Raw genomic sequence first — 16,516 nt, forward strand, 5'->3', positions numbered from 1 at the left:
CAATCTGGACTTACATGCCTCGGAGTGAATTTGTGATGTGGCTTGACGAGGAAATTCGAATCACCTAAATAACTAGAAATCTAGTTTAATGGAGAATTCAGATGTGGGAAACCGCTGCAGCAGGATTTTCGGCCATGGGGTCCGAGGCCCGGTTGAAGGTTCTGAAAACACTTGTGAGGGCCGGGCAAGCCGGTCTGACCGTGGGTGAGATCCAGACACGTACCGGCATCGCCCCCTCCACCCTTGCGCATCACCTTCGGTTTCTGGCTGCAGGTGGTGTGGTTGAACAGGAAAAGATCGGGCGCACGACGATCAATCGCGCTTGTTTCAACGAATTGCGAAACCTGGCGCAGTTTATTCTCAGTGAATGCTGCGCAGACGAAGTCGGAAAGGCCGCAAACGATGGCTGAACTATCACAAAACCCGAAAGCCTCGGCCAAACTCGCGTTGGATGTGATCAAAACGCCTTGGGCTTTGATCGTCGCGATACTGGCGCTTGTCGCAGTTTTCGATCCTGGTAACTGGGCAGAGGTTGTAACCTTCGCCGCCAAGGCACTGGCGCATACAGGGCAGTATATCCTGTTCGCCGTTCTTCTGCTGTCCTATCTCAAAGCCACTGGGGCCGAAGTCATGGTGGCGCGCGCGTTTGAGGGGCGGGAAACTAGGATGATCTTTCTGGCCGCCCTGTTCGGAGGGCTTGCGCCGTTTTGTTCCTGCGAGGTGATCCCGTTCATTGCCGGGCTTCTGGCACTGGGTGCGCCGCTCTCGGCCGTGATGGCGTTCTGGCTCAGCTCGCCACTGATCGACCCGCCGACATTGCTGATAACCGCAGGCGCGTTGGGGTGGCCTTTTGCCATCGGCAAGGCCGTTGCAGCGGTTGCCTTAGGTCTGTTCGGCGGGTTCGCCGTGCGCCTTCTGATGCGCAACGGAGCCTTCACTCAGCCCCTGCGGGAATACAAACCCGCCGGATGCTGTGGGTGCGGCCCCAAGCTGGATGACAAACCCGTCTGGAAGTTCTGGCAGGAACCCGAACGCCGTCAGCGTTTCCGGTCTGAGTTCGTGCATAACGGTATCTTCCTGCTGAAATGGCTTGCTCTGGCCTATGTTCTTGAGGCGCTTCTGGTCAGCTATGTGCCTGCCGACCTGATCGCTCGCGTCGTCGGTGGAGAAGGTGTGCTGCCCATCGTCGTTGCCGCGCTAGTCGGAATGCCCGCCTATCTGAACTCCTACGTCGCGCCGCCGCTTTTGGCGGGGTTGATGGAGCAAGGCATGACGGCGGGTGCTGCGATGTCCTTCATGGTGGCAGGGGCGGTCAGCTCGATCCCGGCCATGGCTGCGGTCTGGTCACTGGTTAAACCGCGCGTCTTCGCCACCTATCTGACCCTCGGGGTCGGGGGCGCGATTGTCGCCGGGATCTTGTTCCAGATGCTCTGAAAAAGAAAACGCCCGGCGCAGTGCCCGGGCGTTTTTCTCTGGTTCGTTAGGTTTTAACCAGCCTCGCAGAACCGAGGCAGTTTGAACCTATACCGTGCCTCTCCGCTTTCCACGTAGACGCGTTTTTCCACGCAGGCGCTGGTGCCCACCGATTGGGATATTGGCGCCTCGGTCGAGGTGATCGACGTGGCCGTTCCATCCGGCAGACGAACCGAAGCGATGACCCCGTTTTTCAGGTCCCCGTTGATCGCTGTGGCCGACAGAACCGGGACGGTCATGAAAGAATGATGCTCATGCTCGCCGTCATCCCCCAACAGGAAAAGACCGCCGACGATGAAAGCCATGACCACGGCAGCGGCCAGACCCAAACCCCAGGTTTTTAGGAAGGCGTAGATCGTTACGGCGCGGTGTGGGCCAAAGATGGCAGATAGAATGTTGAGCATGAGAGGTCCCAAGAAAACGCCCCGGCCAGTTTAGACCGGGGCGGGCCAGAAATCAGGGGCGCAGATCGTCTTCGTCTTCGTCGTCCCCACCGCCTTTGGGCAGGTTGAAGAAGCTGTCGGCGTCCACGATCGGATCACCGTCTTCCTTGTCGGCTTCCGGCTCTTCAGACAGCGAGAAGGTTTCCAGACCCTCAATCGCGGTCGGGATCTTCGGTGCTGCATCCATCTCCAGCGACTGCTCGGTCGAGACCAGCTTGCGGCGCTCGTCATCGCTCATCACGCCGCCTTCGGCGGCTTTCTTCGCGGCGGCCTTCTGCACCACAGCGTCCAGTTCGGACTGTTTACATAGGCCCAAGGCAACCGGGTCGATGGGCTGCATGTTGGCGATGTTCCAGTGCGTGCGTTCGCGGATCGACTGGATGGTCGGCTTGGTGGTGCCAACCAGCTTGGCGATCTGACCGTCGCTAAGCTCGGGGTGGAACTTGACCAGCCATAGGATCGAGTTCGGACGGTCCTGACGCTTGGACAGCGGGGTATAGCGCGGGCCACGGCGCTTTTCCTCGCCCGTTGCCGACGGGTTGAACTTGAGCTTCAGCTTGTGCAGCGGGTTGTTCTGCGCCGAGTCGATCTCTTCCTGCGTCAGCTGGTTGTTGGCAAGCGGGTCGAACCCTTTGACACCAGCGGCCACATCGCCATCGGCAATGCCCTGCACCTCAAGCTCGTGCATCCCTACGAAATCCGCGATCTGCTTGAAGCTGATCGTCGTGTTGTCCACCAGCCATACGGCTGTTGCCTTGGCCATAAGCGGTTTTGCCATCAGCCCGTCTCCTATAAATACATCTGTCCCGTCGCCGGAATTCGGCGGCCCCGGGGTTTTGGGGCAGGTTTCCGTTGTCGGGGAACTTGGGCTGTATATAGTCGCCGCGACGCAAGAAGGGAAGAGGCGAATGCGCCAAGGGTTTCTAGCGCTGATTTTGTGGGTCACAAGCGCCGTCGCCGCGCTGGCCGAGGGCGAAAAAGCGGGTGAGTTCGACTACTACGTCCTGGCGCTGAGCTGGTCTCCAAACTGGTGCGCGCGCGAAGGGGATGCCCGCGGGTCGGACCAATGCGACGCCCGGCATGACCATGGCTGGATTTTGCACGGGCTGTGGCCTCAGTTCCATCAGGGCTGGCCCTCCTATTGCCGCACACCTAAGGCCCCGCCTTCACGCGCGATGACTCGCGCGATGGAAGATATTCAGGGAAGTGGAGGCCTTGCATGGCATCAGTGGAAGAAACACGGCACCTGTTCGGGACTGTCGGCGCGGGACTATATGGATCTGTCGCGCGAAGCCTATGGTCGCGTGACCCGGCCCGAGGTGTTCCGCCAGCTTGATACCTCGGTCAAACTGCCCGCGTCGATTGTCGAAGAGGCCTTTCTAAAGGCCAACCCTAAGCTCGAGCGTGACATGATCACCATCACCTGCGAACAGGGCTACATCGAAGAGGTTCGCCTGTGCTTGTCCCGCGACCTTGATCCCGTGCCCTGCGGCCGGGATGTCATCCGGGACTGCACCGCCAAAGACGCCCTGTTCGACCCGATTCGCTAGAGCTTTTTGTTCTGACAGTCTCGCGCGTATTCCAGCGCCTTGGCGGTGCCTTTGAGGTCGATGGCCATCACCACTTCGCCCGCCGGGTTGTAAACCGTCATCGTCTTATTTTGAGCAATCGCGGTGACGAAATTCCGGTCAGTGAAAAAGACGGTCGCGCCGGGGACATCACGTTCGTTGAAGCCAATGGCAGTGGCGTCATAGCTTTTGCCGTCCAGAGCAAACCGGATCGGGTAGGTTTTGCCCTGCTCGATATCGCCCCAGGCCTTGTTGTAGACAGCGAAATATCCGCGATTGCCAAGCGCGTCATAACCGATCCGCACCACCGAGAGGTCCTGATACACCGTCTGGATCAGGCACCCATTGCCCAACGCCGGGTCCATCATGATGTTCCAGCCGTCGACAAAGCCCTTGTCGATCAGTTGCTGCGAAAACGCTGCAGTGGCTGTAAAGGCGGCAAGTGTGAGGGCAAAAAGGCGTTTCATAACAGTTCCCAAAATCAAACGGATAAGGTCATGGCCATAGTACACGCCGCGTGCGGCAGGCAAAGGCCATTCTTGACTGATCGCACCACGAAAGAACACCTATGTGCATGGCGGAAGCCGGCTATGCCCAGCCGGGGAGGCGCTTGAAACTCGGCTGCTGCGCAATAGCTTTCGCCCCATAAAACAAGGAACGAGCCATGCCGCAACATCCCAGAACGTTCTCTCACATCGGATTGTCCGTCCCAAACGTTGACGAGGCTGTAAAGTTCTACTCCGAAGTCCTTGGTTTCTACGTGATCATGCCACCGACTGATGTGGTAGAGGATGACACGGATATTGGTGTCATGTGCACTGATGTGTTTGGTCCTGAGTGGAAAAAACTACGTATTGCGCATCTCGCGACTGCTGATCGCATCGGGTTCGAGCTTTTCGAGTTTGACGGGAATTATGTGCCGGAAAACAATATCGACTTTCGCCAAAATGGTACGTTCCATTTTTGCGTCCAAGACCCGGATGTCGAAGGCCTGGTAGAAAAAATCGTTGCAGCGGGTGGCAAACAACGGATGCCGATTCGATACTATTATCCCGGAGAGAAACCCTACCGAATGGTCTATGTCGAAGACCCCTTTGGTATTGTCTTCGAGATCTACAGCCATTCCTACGAGTTGACGTACTCGTCGGGTGCTTACACCTGACCGACGAGACTGGGCCTGGTGTGCAATCGGAAGGCGTGAAAGCGTTTCGGTTGCTTCAGTTTTGCAATGCTCAGAGCTCTTTTCGTGCCCTCAGTGCTGCTGTAATCGTTCCGTCATCCAGATAGTCCAGCTCTCCCCCAATCGGCACACCTTGCGCTAGTGAGGTCAGGCGGACCTGCCCCTCCAACTGATCAGCGATGTAATGTGCCGTGGTCTGGCCGTCGACGGTGGCGTTCAGGGCCAGAATGATCTCGGTGACGCCTTCTGCCACCACCCGGTCCTTGAGGCGGGGAATGCGCAGTTCATCCGGGCCAACGCCATCCAGCGCCGACAGCGTGCCTCCCAACACGTGATAGCGGCCTTTGAACACGCCTGCGCGCTCCATCGCCCACAGGTCGGCGACGTCCTCGACAACGCAAAGCTCTCCGGTCGCGCGGGCCTCATCGTTGCAGATGTCACAGATGTCGGTGGTGCCCACATTGCCGCAGTTCAGGCACTCGCGGGCGGTGATGGCGACCTGCTGCATCACGTCGGACAGGGGCGTTAGCAGCAGGGAACGCTTGCGGATCAGGTGCAGCACCGCGCGGCGGGCCGAGCGAGGGCCGAGGCCGGGAAGTTTGGCCATCAGGTCGATCAAATTGTCGATGTCGCTGTTGGAGGTCACGGCCTATCCTGTCTGACGCCGGAGGGAGACTCCGGCGGGAGTATTATTGAAAAGATGGAGATCAGAACGGCAGCTTGATGTCTGCGGGCAGGCCCATGCTTTCGGTCAGTTTGGCCATTTCGGCCTGCGAGCGCTCGGCGGCTTTGGTCTGAGCGTCCTTGATGGCCGCAAGGATCAGATCCTCGACCACTTCCTTGTCGTCGCCATTGAAGATCGACGGGTCGATATCCAAGCCCTTCAGTTCCCCTTTGGCGGTTGCCGTCGCCTTGACTAGCCCTGCGCCGGATTCGCCTACAACCATCAGGTTGTTCAGCTCTTCCTGCATCTCGGTCATCTTGGTCTGAAGATCCTGCGCGGATTTCATCATTTTGGCCATATCGCCCAGGCCGCCTAGTCCTTTGAGCATGTTGCTTCTCCTGTAAGTTCGGTTTGTGCCTAGATACGGGGGTCACCGTAGTGACACAAGAGCAGAGCGCGCTCCCGCCCGCCGTCAAGGTCTTTGGCAAGACCTTTCCTCCCGTTGGGCCCGGCAGCGCTCGGGCAAAGCCCGAGCGCTGCCGGGCCCAAGGTCGCTCTGGGTGATCGGCTTTAGCCGATTGCCCGTGGCGGGCGCGGGAGGGTTTTGCTTTGTATAGAGGTCAGTCTTCTTCGAAAGGATCCCATTCATCTTCGACCTCGGGCAGAGCTTCGGTCTCGACTTGGGCGGCGCGTTGTTCCGGTGTCTCGATGCGGGTGATTTTGGCCTTGGGGAAACTTGCCAGAACAGCCTGAACAAGCGGATGCGCCGTGGCCTCTTCTTTCAGCGCCAGTTCGGCTTTGTCGCGGATTTCGGCGATCGTCGGAGCGTCACCATCCGACACGATGGATACCGCCCATCTGTTGCCAGTCCAACGTTGCAGGGCCGAGCCCAGCCGTGGTGCAAGATCGGTCGGGGCTTGCGAAGATGGGGTGAATTCGATCCGTCCCGGCTGGTAAGAGACCAGCCGCACGCCGTTTTCGACCTCGACCAAAAGTTTGACGTCTCGGTTGTTCCGGATCAGCTCGACCACATGTTCGAAACTCGGGTATCGCGCCAATGCGGTTTGCGTGTCTTGCGCCAAAGCGGCGACGGGTGCTCCGCCGGACCCGCGTGGCGCAGGGGTGTAGCTTGTAGCGGCGCGGGCTTCGACCGGGGCCGCGCCGTTGCTTTGAATGGGCGTCCCACCACCAGGTCCGCCGTTGGGGGGCGGAGGCGTATCCTGCAGCCGTTTGATCAGTTCTTCCGGGCTAGGCAGGTCGGCCACGTGAGTCATTCGGATCACCGCCATTTCGGCGGCCATCATAGAGTTGGGGGCGGCTGAAACTTCCTCAAGCGCTTTCAACAGCATCTGCCACATCCGAGTCAGCACCCGCATGGGGAGGGCCTCAGCCATCTGCTGGCCCCGGGCGCGCTCATCCGGGGAAACAGTTGGGTCTTCGGCTGCGTCCGGGGTGATCTTCACGACCGAAACCCAATGAGTGATTTCGGCCAGATCACGCAGCACGGCTAGTGGATCAGCTCCTGCGGCATATTGGCCACCAAGCTCGGTCAGCGCCCCTGCCGCATCGCCCCGCAGGATCATGTCCATGAGGTCCAGAACCCGGCCACGATCCGCCAGGCCCAGCATCGCGCGCACTTGATCTGCCGTCGTCTCTCCGGCCCCGTGTGAGATCGCCTGATCCAGTAATGAGGTGGCGTCGCGGGCAGATCCCTCGGCAGCACGGGTGATCAGCGCCAAGGCGTCTTCGGCAATCTCAGCACTCTCCGCAGAAGCGATCTTGCGCAGCAGGCCGATCATATCCTCGGGTTCGATCCGGCGCAGGTCGAAGCGTTGGCAGCGCGACAGAACCGTGACGGGAACCTTGCGAATCTCAGTTGTGGCGAAGATGAACTTCACATGCGCCGGCGGTTCCTCAAGCGTCTTGAGCAGCGCGTTGAAGGCGCTGGTCGACAGCATATGGACCTCATCGATGATGTAGATCTTGTAACGGGCCGAGGCTGCGCGGTAGCGAACACTGTCGATGATCTCGCGAATATCATTCACGCCGGTGCGACTGGCGGCGTCCATCTCAATCACGTCGACATGGCGACCTTCCATGATGGCGACGCAGTGTTCACATTGGCCGCAAGGCTCGGTCGTGGGTCCGCCATTTCCGTCCGGTCCGATACAGTTCATGCCTTTCGCAATGATCCGTGCGGTCGTGGTTTTGCCGGTTCCGCGAATGCCTGTCATGACAAAGGCTTGCGCGATGCGATCCGCTTCAAATGCGTTTTTGAGCGTGCGGACCATCGCATCCTGACCCACCAGATCGGCAAAGGTTTCCGGGCGATATTTGCGGGCGAGAACCTGATAGGCGGGGCTGTCTGAGTCGGTCATGTCTGCTCTGGCGGATTCGGAACGTCACTGCAGCGTAGAGGCCCGCGCCGCCCGCGTCCACATGAGTTGAAGAACGATTTTGTTTTGGAAACTGGCGCGTCAGGGGTACACTCTTCAGATTGTGAATCAAGCCTAAAGTCAGGATCAACGCTTCCGGGGGGATGCTGTCATGACGAATTTGGTCATTCATGCTTTGCAAGTGGGCGGGGGCACACTTGCCCTAACGTCGATGCCGGGAAAGGGCGGCGACTATGCAGGCGACCTTGAAACGATTGGAGATTGGAGGCCGGGCCTCGTGCTGTCGATGACAACCGAGGCCGAGCTGGTCCAGTTTGGAGCCCGCGATTTTGGCCGCGACGTTCAGGGGCGCGCCAGCCGCTGGGTGCATCTGCCGATTCAGGATTTCGGCGTGCCACCGTCAGAGGTTGATGCGCAATGGCCCGATGTTAGTGCCGCGGCGCGGCAGGCTTTGTCTGGCGGAGGGCGCGTGCTTGTCCATTGTCAGGGCGGATGTGGTCGCTCTGGCATGGTGGTGCTGAGGTTGATGATCGAATGCGGCGAGGCTCCAACCCAAGCGCTGGATCGGTTGCGCAAGCTACGCCCCTGCGCGGTCGAAACCGATGCACAGAAGCACTGGGCCACCTTGCCCGCCCGAGCTTTGGCAGACTCCTAAGCCGACAGTTGCAGTTCCGCCGGGGTCGTTTTGCGCGGCGCAATCACTGATGCCTCGAGCATGGCGCAGGGCAGGGATGTCATCGCTGCGCTAGGCAGGCTGCTCGTGTCGGTACCGAACATCAAATCGGCATAGCGATCGAGGGTCTCGCTGTCGGCCTTAGGATCCGCTCCGCAATAGACCCGCACCCGAGATTGGCTGGCCCGAAACCGGGCGTGGCAGCCGTCCGAGCAATGGGTCAGGTCACTGCTGCCTTCGATTTCAAAGTCCGATGTGGTCGCCGGACCAGCTTGGTCCAGTGCGTCAACCATTGAACGCGCCAGCCGCGCCAGCGCCGGGCAAGTCTTGCCGGTATGTTGGCAGATAGTTGCCGAGAACCTATGTGTCTTCGTCTTCCAGATCATCCTGCGCCCTCCGCGCGGTGGACAGGGGCTGGGATCAGGTGGGGCAGATAGGGTCTGTCACGGCCTGCCCGGACACCCCGCCCGAGTTTGGGTTATGTTGACGATGGCAGGTCTCCTGACTTGCGGGTCATCGCTTTGCCGACCTTCCCGGCCTTTCGGCCAGTGGCTCTTCGACATCGCTCACCGCTTACAGTTGCGGGGGCAGTCGCGGATTTGGTTCGTCCCGAGTAAGTCGGGGAAAACCGCACCGTGTTCCCTTTTCATCCCGACCTCTTGTGAAAGCCGGGAACCATCACACCATCGCTAGCGTTCAAAACCATTCTGAGTCAAGTTGAACTTTCTGCGCTGCGGAAAGACGATCCGCAAAGTGGACGCGTGGTCAAGCGGGATCGCAGTTGACTTGCATGGGCTGTCTGGGGTCAAGTTGCAATGTGAACTCATCAGTTCAGTTTTCCACCGAGGATGCCCATGTTGGATGCAAACCAAACAGTGCTGATCGAAGATGTTCAGATCCCGGTGGGGGATGGTGCCCTGTCCGGGTGGATCTACCGGCCCGTGGCGCAGCCCGAAACCGTAGTGGTGGTCAACAGCGCGACAGGGGTTCCGCGAGACTACTACAAGCATTTCGCACAATGGTTGGCCTCGGATCGTGATATCGCCTGTCTGATCTACGACTACCGGGAATTCGGGCATTCGAAATCGGGCCCACAGCGTCGGTCGAAGATTTCGATGGCCGATTGGGCGTTGCAGGACATGCCCGCCGCGCGGGCCGAGATGCGCCGACGGTTCCCGCTGTCGCAGCAATGGTCAGTTGGTCATTCGCTTGGAGGGATGCTGGGGCCAGTGCAGCCGGATATCGACAAGATTGATCGCATGATCTGCGTCTGTTCTGGCCTTGTGAAGTTGGGCGATCATCCTTGGCCGTACCGCGCTCTGGCCGGGTTGTTCTGGTATGGGCATGTGCCTCTGGTCGTGAGCGGCCTGGGGTATTTGCCGGGCAAGGCACTTGGGTTTGGAACAGACCTACCGCCTAAGGTCTATTGGCAATGGCGCAAATGGTGCACCGCGCCGCAAAGCTATCTGCCCGAGATCGGAGACACACTGCCGCAAGCTACGTGGCAGGATGCTGACGTTCCCGTCGACCTTTTTGCCTTCACAGATGATGAGATGGTCCCAGAAGCTGCCGTTTGGCGGTTGGCCGAGCTTTATGGTCCAAAAGCACGCCGTCACCTGTTGTCACCGGAAGAGTTTGGTGTTCGGGAGATCGGCCATATCGGTGTGTTTGCCCGCCGAAATGCGGTGCTCTGGCCACGATTGATCGCTTGATGGGGGGCGCCGGCGGACCGACGCCCCTTTTTCAGCCCGTGTTTCAATCGCCGCGCCGCGCGGATTTTCCGTGCATCGCAGATCGGACCATCTTGCCGAAAGCCTTGTCGCGTGCCCGCGCCTCGGCCACGGTCTCAGAGTTGCGCTGATCCTCGCGCCTCAGCTTGCGCCAGCGTTCCAACCGATCTGCATCCAGTGTGCCTGCTTCAATCGCCGCCTGCACAGCGCAACCGGGCTCGGCCTCATGCTGGCAATCCGAGAACCGGCAGGTTTGGGCCAGCTCCAGAATGTCCGAGAACACTTCGTCCACCCCGTCCTGCGCGTCGAGCAGGCGCAGGGCGCGCATGCCGGGGGTGTCGACCAGCCAACCGCCATTTTGCATCGGATGTAAGGCGCGAGACGTCGTGGTGTGGCGGCCGCGGGCGTCATCCTCGCGGATTGTGGCTGTTGCCTGATCCTGCCCGGTCATTCCGTTGGCGAGCGTTGTTTTGCCAACCCCGGATGACCCGACCAAAGCCGCTGTCTGACTCGCCGGACACCATGCCAGAACCTGCTGCAGGTCTAACGCTTCATGCGCGTTGACCGTCAGGACTGTCAAAAACGGTGCCAGCGCTTCGGCCTGCTTGGCGTAGGCTGCGGGGTCCGAGCAGCTATCTGCTTTGGTCAGGACCACGACAGGATAGCAGCCCGCCTGATGCGCCAGTGCCAGATACCGTTCGAGCCGGGGCACATTGAAATCCGCATTGCACGAGCTGACGATGAACAGCACGTCAACATTGGCTGCGATCAGTTGCGCCTCGGCTCCGGTTCCGGCAGCACGGCGTTGCAACAGGCTGCGCCGGTCAAGCAGATGCTGAACGCGATTCTTGTCATCGGCCAGCACCCAATCGCCAACCGTAAAATCGCCAGTGGAATGACCAGGGGCAAACAGAGATGTTTCACCAGTCTCGTTCATCCCGACCAGGCGGTCCCGGTGAACACCGGTGATACGAAAAGGCGTGAGTTGCGCGTGCGCCGCGTGCTGTGCAGCGAAGTGAGAGGACCATCCCAGGTCCGAAAGATTAAAAGACATTGGTTTGCCTGTGTTCAGATATAGCAATCCCATCGGATGGCCGATGCGCATCCGTTGGCGATGTGTTCAGGCAATCGGAGAGTTGGGTTTAGAACCGATCTGCCCGAAGGGTGTTTGCTACAATCATAAAGCCCTCCTGCGGCTGATGGTTTCTATAAAGTGAGAGGTTGGACATCGACCCAAGCGGGGCTCGTTGTGGCTGCTTCCTTCCGGACCTGACCAGGTTGGCGAGGCGCTCGCCCGCGCCAACCTCTCAACGCCTGATATAGGGAAGGGATGTGAAAATGACAACCCGTCACAAGGTCAGTCGTATCCTTTCAAAGCCCTCGGTATCAGGCCCCAGCAATTCGGGGGAGTATCTGCTTAGCTCGGGCAAATACTTCAACGCTCCGCTGCCGGTTCTTAGGATCGTGCGAATACCATAATGCGGGGCTAAGGAGAATGGGTAAGGCGCCTGATCCAGAGGGTCCGCGGGCAGGCGATCTGACAGGTAGTCCCGCAGTATCTCTTTGATATCCCTGGACGGCAGAGGAATGGCCCGGGCTTTTGTGACGAAAGGGAAATGCCCACCACCGCTGGCGCGATAGTTGTTGAGGGCGACCACAAAGCTCTGGTCGTCGCGGACTATTTGCCCGCCCAAGCACAGGTCGCGGACGCGCTGGGCGGTTGGATCGGTCATGGCGCCGTTGCTATCGAACCGCGCAGGGCTGGACAGGTCGATCTGATAGGTCACGCCAAACACGACGTCAAAGTTATGCCCCGCCCGGCGGGAATCGGTTAGCTCGGCTTCGGCGTCTGGGTGGATCTGGTTGAGAACACCCGCCGACATCTCAAGCCAGTCCCGCAGTTGCGCGCCGGTGATTTTGACGGCCCGCAATTCGTTGGAGAAAACATGCAGGTCAGCGACGTGGCGCAGGCAAATCTCGCCCACAGGCACGTCCGTATAGTTCCTCGGCCCGGCGCGGCCGCCGAATTTGTAAGGAGACACCGCAGACAGAAGCGGCAGTTCGGCGAACGCGGTGCCGTTTAGAAACGGGCGCAAACCCGCCGCTTGTGCCGCCGCGACCAGGGCTAGCCCCCGATCCGGCGCGCAGAAGCTGAAATAGCTGTGCAGGCTCTGCGCGGTATGACTGACAGGTTCGGCCATCCTTACGCGCGTGGCCAGATGCGCGGGCTTGAGCATCTCGCACAGGTCCTTGTCTTCGACCTCATCGGCTGTGGCGACCAAGCTGCAGTGGCGATCCGTGATCTGCCAGCGCCCCTCGGGTACCTTGGTCAGGTGCAGGTCTATGACCCCCAGATAAGACCCAGCGGACCCGGCCATGACCACAGGTGTGCCGTGGACCAGACCATTTTCGGCATCAACGCCGTCAAGCCCGAGATGCCCCGCGCCCGGCATTGTCAGGTGCGTGTGACCGGCAACAATCGCGTCAATGCCCTCAATCTCGGCGAGGGGAATCACCGCATTCTCAAGCCCCGGCTGAGTCGTCGATTGCTCCAACCCCGAATGGGCCAGCGCGATGACCAGATCACAGCCTTGCGCGCGCAACGCCTCAGCCGTTCGTCGGGCGGCGGTCAAGATATCCTCGGCAATGAACGTGTCTTTTAGGTGATGCGCCTCCCACATCGTGGTTTGAGGCGGAAGCACTGAAAATACGCCGATTCGGATCGTTTCTTCCTGCGCAACGGACCGGGTCAGAACGACACTGCGCAGCCAAGGCTGCCGGTCGTTCACATGGTTCAGATTGCTGCAAATCACCGGGCAAGGGGCTTGGGTAATTACGCGCTCAAGTACATCCAGCCCGAACCCGAAATCATGATTGCCCAAGCCGATCGCGTCATATTCCAGCGCCTTGAAGGCCTGCATCATCGGGTGCGGGCCATCGTTTTCCACCGCCCAGTCCCCAATCGGTGTTCCTTGCAGCGCGTCGCCATTGTCGAACAAAAGAGTCAAGCCGTCCTCGACCTGTTGACGGGCGTTTCGGATCGCCGACGCCGTACGAGTCAGCCCGATGGTCGGGTCTGGTTTGTCCGCATAGTAGTCGAACCCGGTCAGGGTCATATGCAGATCGGTGGTTGCCAGAATGCGGATATGCATTCCTGCGTCCTGCGCGTCTTTCATGCGCGGGGAGATTGCGGTCACGTTTGATTGTCTACTTTTGCGCTATGAGAGCTAAGAAAATTTACCAAGAGGACAAATAAGTGAAAAATCCGAGGCGGTCATGCGGTGTTTCGGTGGCACCTGTCGATATGCCGCAGTAGTGAATTGACATTGCAACACCTGCGCGGACATGGCAGCCCTAGGCGCAAAAGGCCGAGGGGACCCCAATGAAAAACGCAGAAAACGTGACATTCGGCAGCTCGGGCCTTGATCGTGCGGCCCATCTGCGGGGGGATGCGGACAAGCTGGCTGAGGCGGCCCAAGATCCAAACGCCCGCTGCTTGTTGCTGTGGCGTGGAAAAGTGCTGGTGCAGGGCGAGGCTCTGGATCGGTTGGGTCTGGTCAACATGGCGCATCCTCTGGTCGCCAATGGCCCCGGTGGAGTGGTTGAGGCTCCGATCTTGCTTGGCTGCTCTGGTGACGGGGCGGCGATGTTTGCCGCAGATATCTCTGAATGGCAGGCCGAGGGGCTGGATCTGTCGAGCTTGGGCAATTTCATCGACCCGTCCGAGCAACAGCATCCCGATCTGCCCGAGGGTCACGTGTTTGGCGAGCTGCGCCGGATCATGACGCGCCTGTCCGCCCGCGATGCCGAGCTTGCGGCGACAGCCAAGGCGGTGATCGGCTGGCACGAGACGCATCGCTTCTGCGCCCGCTGCGGTGCGCCAAGCGACGTATCGCAAGCCGGATGGCAGCGCAGTTGTTCGGCCTGTGGTGGCCAACACTTCCCACGCACCGACCCGGTTGTGATCATGTTGATCACCCACGGCGACAGCGTGCTGATGGGGCGCTCACCGGGGTGGCCCGAGGGCATGTTCTCGTTGCTTGCAGGGTTCGTCGAGCCGGGCGAAACGCTGGAATCCGCGGTGCGGCGCGAGGTGATGGAAGAGGCGGGCGTTCCCGTCGGCGCAGTGTCCTATCTGTCCAGCCAGCCCTGGCCGTTTCCGGCGTCGTTGATGTTCGGCTGTGCCGGTGAGGCTTTGTCTCGGGACATTCAGATCGACCCGGTTGAAATCGAAGAGGCAATGTGGGTCAGCAAGTCCGAGATGATGCAGGCCTTCGCGGGGGAGCATCCGCGCCTGCTGCCCGCTCGCAAGGGGGCGATTGCGCATTTTCTGCTGCAGAACTGGCTTGCAGATACGTTGGACTAACGAAACACTGGCAAGCAAGAACGAGCAGCAAGGGCCCACATGCAGTTTTCAGCGCGCGAAGATATCGAGGCTCCCATCCACTCGGTTTTTGACATGGTTGCCGATTTCGATCGCTTCGAACGTATGGCGATGCGCCGTGGCGTTGACGTGCGCCGTACCACTGGCGGGGTCGCACCCTCCGCAGGCATGGCGTGGGAGACCGAGTTCAAGCTGCGCGGCAAACCCCGCAAGATGTCCGTACTGCTGACCGATTGCGACCACCCCTCGCAAATGCGATTCGAGGCGACGGGCAAGGGCATGACCGGGGTTACGGTGGTTGACTTTATGGCCCTGTCTCAGCGTCGGACCCGCTTGAGTGTGGACCTGTCACTCAGCGCCAAGTCCCTGCCGGCGCGGTTGCTGCTGCAGTCGATGAAGCTGGGCCAAGCGCGGTTTCGCAAACGCTTTCAAATGCGCCTTGCGGAATTCGCCCGAGAACTGGAGCAGCGCCACAGGCATGGCGCCTAAACTCACATTTACCTGAAGCGCGGGCCTAGCCGCGTGGCTGGGCCGCCGGGTAGACGCCAAGTATTTCCACATTGGTGGTGAAATGCTCAAGCTCGTCCATGGCCAGTTGCACGTTCCGGTCTTCCGGATGCCCGACGATATCGGCATAAAACTGGGTCGCCGTGAACGAGCCATCGACCATGTAGCTTTCCAGCTTGGTCATGTTGATCCCGTTGGTCGCAAACCCACCCATCGCCTTATAGAGCGCCGCTGGAATGTTGCGGACCTGAAAGACAAAGCTGGTGATCATGCCATGCTCGCCCCGACGCGACAGGTCGGCCTCGGGTGACATAACCAGAAAACGCGTGGTGTTATCGCCATGATCCTCGATATGGCGGGCGAGGACGTTCAGGCCGTAGATCTCTCCGGCCAGTTCGCTGGCCAGAGCGGCGGAATGGATTTCACCCGCCTCGGACACCTCACGCGCGGCGCGGGCGTTGTCGGGGCTGACCCGTCCGTGAATACCGTGCTGGCGCAGGAAGCCCGCGCATTGGGGCAGCAGGACCAGATGGGAATGCGCCTCGGTGATGTCGTCAAGCGTCGCGCCGGGCACGGCCAGCAGGTTGATGTGGACACGCACGAAGGCCTCATCAATGATCTGCAGACCACTATGAGGCAACAGCCGGTGGATATCGGCCACCCGCCCATAGGTCGTGTTCTCGACCGGCAGCATCGCCAGATCAGCCGCGCCGGAGCGAACTGATTCGATAACATCCTCGAAAGTGCGGCAGGGCAGCGCCTCCATATCGGGTCGCGCGTTGCGGCAGGCCTCGTGGCTATAGGCGCCGGGTTCGCCTTGAAAGGCAATGAGTTTGGTCATTTGGTCGGTCCCGTGCAACAAGTTACAAAATTGGGCGTTTCGTCGCGGTGTCTATACCTTGCCTCTCGCAAGGGGAAGCCTTAGACACCTTTTCAGACAGCTGAAATGGACTAGCGATCAATGTTCGACACGATGACAGTTACCAAGGCCGCTGCGGGCCTGTTCGGCACGTTCCTTGTGCTGCTTCTTGCCAAATGGGGTGGTGACATCCTGTACCATTCGCATGGGGGCCATGGGGATGCACAGGCTGCCTACATCATCGAGACCGAAAGCTCGGGTGAAAGCGCCGATGGCGAAGAGGTGGTCTTTGAAGACCTGCTGGCCGCCGCAGACCCTGAAAAGGGCGCCAGAGTTTTCCGCAAATGCACTGCTTGCCACAAGTTGGAAGACGGTGCGAACGGCACCGGACCCTACCTGTACGGCATTGTAGACCGGCCTGTTGCGTCGGCCAAAGGCTTCACCGGCTACTCCGCAGCAATGCAGGCGCACGGTGGCAACTGGACCCCCGAAGCGCTTGATGCCTTCGTCGAAAGACCCAACGCATATATCTCGGGTACATCCATGAGCTTTGCCGGCCTGAAAAAGCCTCAAGAACGCGCTGACCTGATTGCCTATCTGCAAACCATCGGCAACTGATTGCCATCATGTTTGTGAAAA

At 59.8% G+C, this 16,516-nt stretch carries 19 protein-coding genes, 1 other RNA gene and 1 riboswitch; of the genes, 9 read left to right on the plus strand and 11 right to left on the minus strand.

Annotation, left to right across the window (positions count from 1 at the left end; all coding sequences use genetic code 11):
- Nucleotides 1-101: 101 nt before the first annotated feature.
- Together ACR0JF_RS14675 and ACR0JF_RS14680 are read left to right on the plus strand one after the other, a co-directional pair.
- Nucleotides 102-410 carry an ArsR/SmtB family transcription factor gene (locus ACR0JF_RS14675; protein ID WP_170375462.1) on the plus strand — a complete coding sequence of 103 codons (309 nt, stop codon included), beginning with the start codon at nt 102-104 and terminating at the stop codon, nt 408-410.
- Nucleotides 403-1,434 (plus strand): permease, encoded by a 1,032-nt coding sequence (locus tag ACR0JF_RS14680; protein WP_170661523.1) that lies wholly within the window; start codon nt 403-405, stop codon nt 1,432-1,434. Before ACR0JF_RS14675 ends, ACR0JF_RS14680 begins: the two co-directional genes overlap by 8 nt.
- Nucleotides 1,435-1,487: 53 nt before the next feature.
- On the opposite strand, the gene ACR0JF_RS14685 is transcribed toward ACR0JF_RS14680, so the two are convergent.
- Both ACR0JF_RS14685 and ACR0JF_RS14690 read right to left on the minus strand, forming a co-directional pair.
- A complete protein-coding gene (locus ACR0JF_RS14685; protein ID WP_170661522.1) occupies nt 1,488-1,877 on the minus strand; it encodes a hypothetical protein in 390 nt (129 codons plus the stop codon).
- A 52-nt stretch (nt 1,878-1,929) separates the two neighbouring features.
- Nucleotides 1,930-2,694, minus strand: coding sequence for a DUF1013 domain-containing protein (locus tag ACR0JF_RS14690; protein WP_170661521.1), 765 nt, complete (start codon nt 2,692-2,694; stop codon nt 1,930-1,932).
- A 130-nt stretch (nt 2,695-2,824) separates the two neighbouring features.
- On the opposite strand from ACR0JF_RS14690, the gene ACR0JF_RS14695 reads away from it, so the two are divergent.
- Entirely contained in the window at nt 2,825-3,466 is a 642-nt protein-coding gene (locus tag ACR0JF_RS14695) for a ribonuclease T2 (RefSeq protein ID WP_170661520.1), read from the plus strand.
- Here ACR0JF_RS14695 and ACR0JF_RS14700 read toward each other — a convergent pair.
- On the minus strand, nt 3,463-3,951 hold the full coding sequence (locus tag ACR0JF_RS14700; RefSeq protein ID WP_170661519.1) for a hypothetical protein: 489 nt from the start codon (nt 3,949-3,951) through the stop codon (nt 3,463-3,465). The genes ACR0JF_RS14695 and ACR0JF_RS14700 overlap by 4 nt on opposite strands.
- A 197-nt stretch (nt 3,952-4,148) precedes the next feature.
- Between ACR0JF_RS14700 and ACR0JF_RS14705 the strand changes: the two genes are divergently transcribed.
- Nucleotides 4,149-4,646: a lactoylglutathione lyase family protein gene (locus tag ACR0JF_RS14705; protein ID WP_170483306.1), complete on the plus strand. Its 498-nt coding sequence runs from the start codon at nt 4,149-4,151 to the stop codon at nt 4,644-4,646.
- Between the two features lie 70 nt (nt 4,647-4,716).
- Here ACR0JF_RS14705 and recR read toward each other — a convergent pair whose 3' ends face one another.
- The 3 genes from recR to ACR0JF_RS14720 form a co-directional block, all read right to left on the minus strand.
- Complete coding sequence (recR, locus tag ACR0JF_RS14710; RefSeq protein WP_170661518.1) at nt 4,717-5,310, minus strand: recombination mediator RecR; 594 nt, start codon at nt 5,308-5,310, stop codon at nt 4,717-4,719.
- A 61-nt stretch (nt 5,311-5,371) separates the two neighbouring features.
- Nucleotides 5,372-5,716 (minus strand): YbaB/EbfC family nucleoid-associated protein, encoded by a 345-nt coding sequence (locus tag ACR0JF_RS14715; protein ID WP_170328851.1) that lies wholly within the window; start codon nt 5,714-5,716, stop codon nt 5,372-5,374.
- 232 nt (nt 5,717-5,948) lie between these two features.
- Complete coding sequence (locus ACR0JF_RS14720) at nt 5,949-7,706, minus strand: DNA polymerase III subunit gamma/tau (protein ID WP_170661517.1); 1,758 nt, start codon at nt 7,704-7,706, stop codon at nt 5,949-5,951.
- A 169-nt stretch (nt 7,707-7,875) separates the two neighbouring features.
- Between ACR0JF_RS14720 and ACR0JF_RS14725 the strand changes: the two genes are divergently transcribed.
- Entirely contained in the window at nt 7,876-8,379 is a 504-nt protein-coding gene (locus ACR0JF_RS14725) for a phosphatase domain-containing protein (RefSeq protein ID WP_170642670.1), read from the plus strand.
- Here the strand turns inward: ACR0JF_RS14725 and ACR0JF_RS14730 are convergent.
- Nucleotides 8,376-8,783 (minus strand): hypothetical protein, encoded by a 408-nt coding sequence (locus ACR0JF_RS14730; RefSeq protein ID WP_170661516.1) that lies wholly within the window; start codon nt 8,781-8,783, stop codon nt 8,376-8,378. The two genes, ACR0JF_RS14725 and ACR0JF_RS14730, sit on opposite strands and share 4 nt — an antisense overlap.
- 87 nt (nt 8,784-8,870) lie before the next feature.
- Nucleotides 8,871-9,092, minus strand: a riboswitch (cobalamin riboswitch).
- 159 nt (nt 9,093-9,251) lie between these two features.
- On the opposite strand from ACR0JF_RS14730, the gene ACR0JF_RS14735 reads away from it, so the two are divergent.
- On the plus strand, nt 9,252-10,109 hold the full coding sequence (locus ACR0JF_RS14735; RefSeq protein ID WP_170661515.1) for an alpha/beta fold hydrolase: 858 nt from the start codon (nt 9,252-9,254) through the stop codon (nt 10,107-10,109).
- A gap of 43 nt (nt 10,110-10,152) precedes the next feature.
- On the opposite strand, the gene rsgA is transcribed toward ACR0JF_RS14735, so the two are convergent.
- From rsgA to ACR0JF_RS14750, 3 genes are all read right to left on the minus strand, one after another.
- On the minus strand, nt 10,153-11,181 hold the full coding sequence (gene rsgA / locus ACR0JF_RS14740) for a ribosome small subunit-dependent GTPase A (protein ID WP_170661514.1): 1,029 nt from the start codon (nt 11,179-11,181) through the stop codon (nt 10,153-10,155).
- A gap of 157 nt (nt 11,182-11,338) precedes the next feature.
- An RNA gene (ffs, locus tag ACR0JF_RS14745) (signal recognition particle sRNA small type) lies at nt 11,339-11,437 on the minus strand.
- A 39-nt stretch (nt 11,438-11,476) separates the two neighbouring features.
- Nucleotides 11,477-13,324, minus strand: a complete 1,848-nt coding sequence (locus ACR0JF_RS14750; protein ID WP_480669530.1) for a bifunctional 2',3'-cyclic-nucleotide 2'-phosphodiesterase/3'-nucleotidase — start codon at nt 13,322-13,324, stop codon at nt 11,477-11,479.
- 185 nt (nt 13,325-13,509) lie between these two features.
- Between ACR0JF_RS14750 and nudC the strand changes: the two genes are divergently transcribed.
- Both nudC and ACR0JF_RS14760 read left to right on the plus strand, forming a co-directional pair.
- Nucleotides 13,510-14,493, plus strand: a complete 984-nt coding sequence (gene nudC, locus ACR0JF_RS14755) for an NAD(+) diphosphatase (protein WP_170661513.1) — start codon at nt 13,510-13,512, stop codon at nt 14,491-14,493.
- Nucleotides 14,494-14,532: 39 nt separating this feature from the next.
- A complete protein-coding gene (locus ACR0JF_RS14760) occupies nt 14,533-15,000 on the plus strand; it encodes an SRPBCC family protein (protein WP_170661512.1) in 468 nt (155 codons plus the stop codon).
- 25 nt (nt 15,001-15,025) lie between these two features.
- Here the strand turns inward: ACR0JF_RS14760 and ACR0JF_RS14765 are convergent, their stop codons facing one another.
- Nucleotides 15,026-15,859: a prephenate dehydratase gene (locus ACR0JF_RS14765; protein WP_170661511.1), complete on the minus strand. Its 834-nt coding sequence runs from the start codon at nt 15,857-15,859 to the stop codon at nt 15,026-15,028.
- A gap of 120 nt (nt 15,860-15,979) precedes the next feature.
- Here ACR0JF_RS14765 and ACR0JF_RS14770 point away from each other — a divergent pair, with 120 nt between their 5' ends.
- On the plus strand, nt 15,980-16,495 hold the full coding sequence (locus ACR0JF_RS14770; RefSeq protein WP_170471271.1) for a c-type cytochrome: 516 nt from the start codon (nt 15,980-15,982) through the stop codon (nt 16,493-16,495).
- The last annotated feature ends 21 nt before the right edge of the window (nt 16,496-16,516 follow it).

It is taken from the genome of Ruegeria sp. BG11 (assembly GCF_056538565.1).

Excerpts from the sequence above, each read along its gene's own strand:
- ACR0JF_RS14730 (WP_170661516.1), bottom strand. The coding sequence starts at position 8,783 with ATGATCTGGAAGACGAAGACACATAGGTTCTCGGCAACTATCTGCCAA.
- ACR0JF_RS14770 (WP_170471271.1), top strand. The coding sequence starts at position 15,980 with ATGTTCGACACGATGACAGTTACCAAGGCCGCTGCGGGCCTGTTCGGC.
- ACR0JF_RS14720 (WP_170661517.1), bottom strand. The coding sequence starts at position 7,706 with ATGACCGACTCAGACAGCCCCGCCTATCAGGTTCTCGCCCGCAAATAT.
- nudC (WP_170661513.1), top strand. The coding sequence starts at position 13,510 with ATGAAAAACGCAGAAAACGTGACATTCGGCAGCTCGGGCCTTGATCGT.
- ACR0JF_RS14695 (WP_170661520.1), top strand. The coding sequence starts at position 2,825 with ATGCGCCAAGGGTTTCTAGCGCTGATTTTGTGGGTCACAAGCGCCGTC.
- ACR0JF_RS14760 (WP_170661512.1), top strand. The coding sequence starts at position 14,533 with ATGCAGTTTTCAGCGCGCGAAGATATCGAGGCTCCCATCCACTCGGTT.
- ACR0JF_RS14680 (WP_170661523.1), top strand. The coding sequence starts at position 403 with ATGGCTGAACTATCACAAAACCCGAAAGCCTCGGCCAAACTCGCGTTG.
- ACR0JF_RS14690 (WP_170661521.1), bottom strand. The coding sequence starts at position 2,694 with ATGGCAAAACCGCTTATGGCCAAGGCAACAGCCGTATGGCTGGTGGAC.
- ACR0JF_RS14675 (WP_170375462.1), top strand. The coding sequence starts at position 102 with ATGTGGGAAACCGCTGCAGCAGGATTTTCGGCCATGGGGTCCGAGGCC.
- ACR0JF_RS14700 (WP_170661519.1), bottom strand. The coding sequence starts at position 3,951 with ATGAAACGCCTTTTTGCCCTCACACTTGCCGCCTTTACAGCCACTGCA.
- ACR0JF_RS14735 (WP_170661515.1), top strand. The coding sequence starts at position 9,252 with ATGTTGGATGCAAACCAAACAGTGCTGATCGAAGATGTTCAGATCCCG.
- ACR0JF_RS14725 (WP_170642670.1), top strand. The coding sequence starts at position 7,876 with ATGACGAATTTGGTCATTCATGCTTTGCAAGTGGGCGGGGGCACACTT.
- ACR0JF_RS14765 (WP_170661511.1), bottom strand. The coding sequence starts at position 15,859 with ATGACCAAACTCATTGCCTTTCAAGGCGAACCCGGCGCCTATAGCCAC.
- ACR0JF_RS14705 (WP_170483306.1), top strand. The coding sequence starts at position 4,149 with ATGCCGCAACATCCCAGAACGTTCTCTCACATCGGATTGTCCGTCCCA.
- rsgA (WP_170661514.1), bottom strand. The coding sequence starts at position 11,181 with ATGTCTTTTAATCTTTCGGACCTGGGATGGTCCTCTCACTTCGCTGCA.
- ACR0JF_RS14715 (WP_170328851.1), bottom strand. The coding sequence starts at position 5,716 with ATGCTCAAAGGACTAGGCGGCCTGGGCGATATGGCCAAAATGATGAAA.
- ACR0JF_RS14685 (WP_170661522.1), bottom strand. The coding sequence starts at position 1,877 with ATGCTCAACATTCTATCTGCCATCTTTGGCCCACACCGCGCCGTAACG.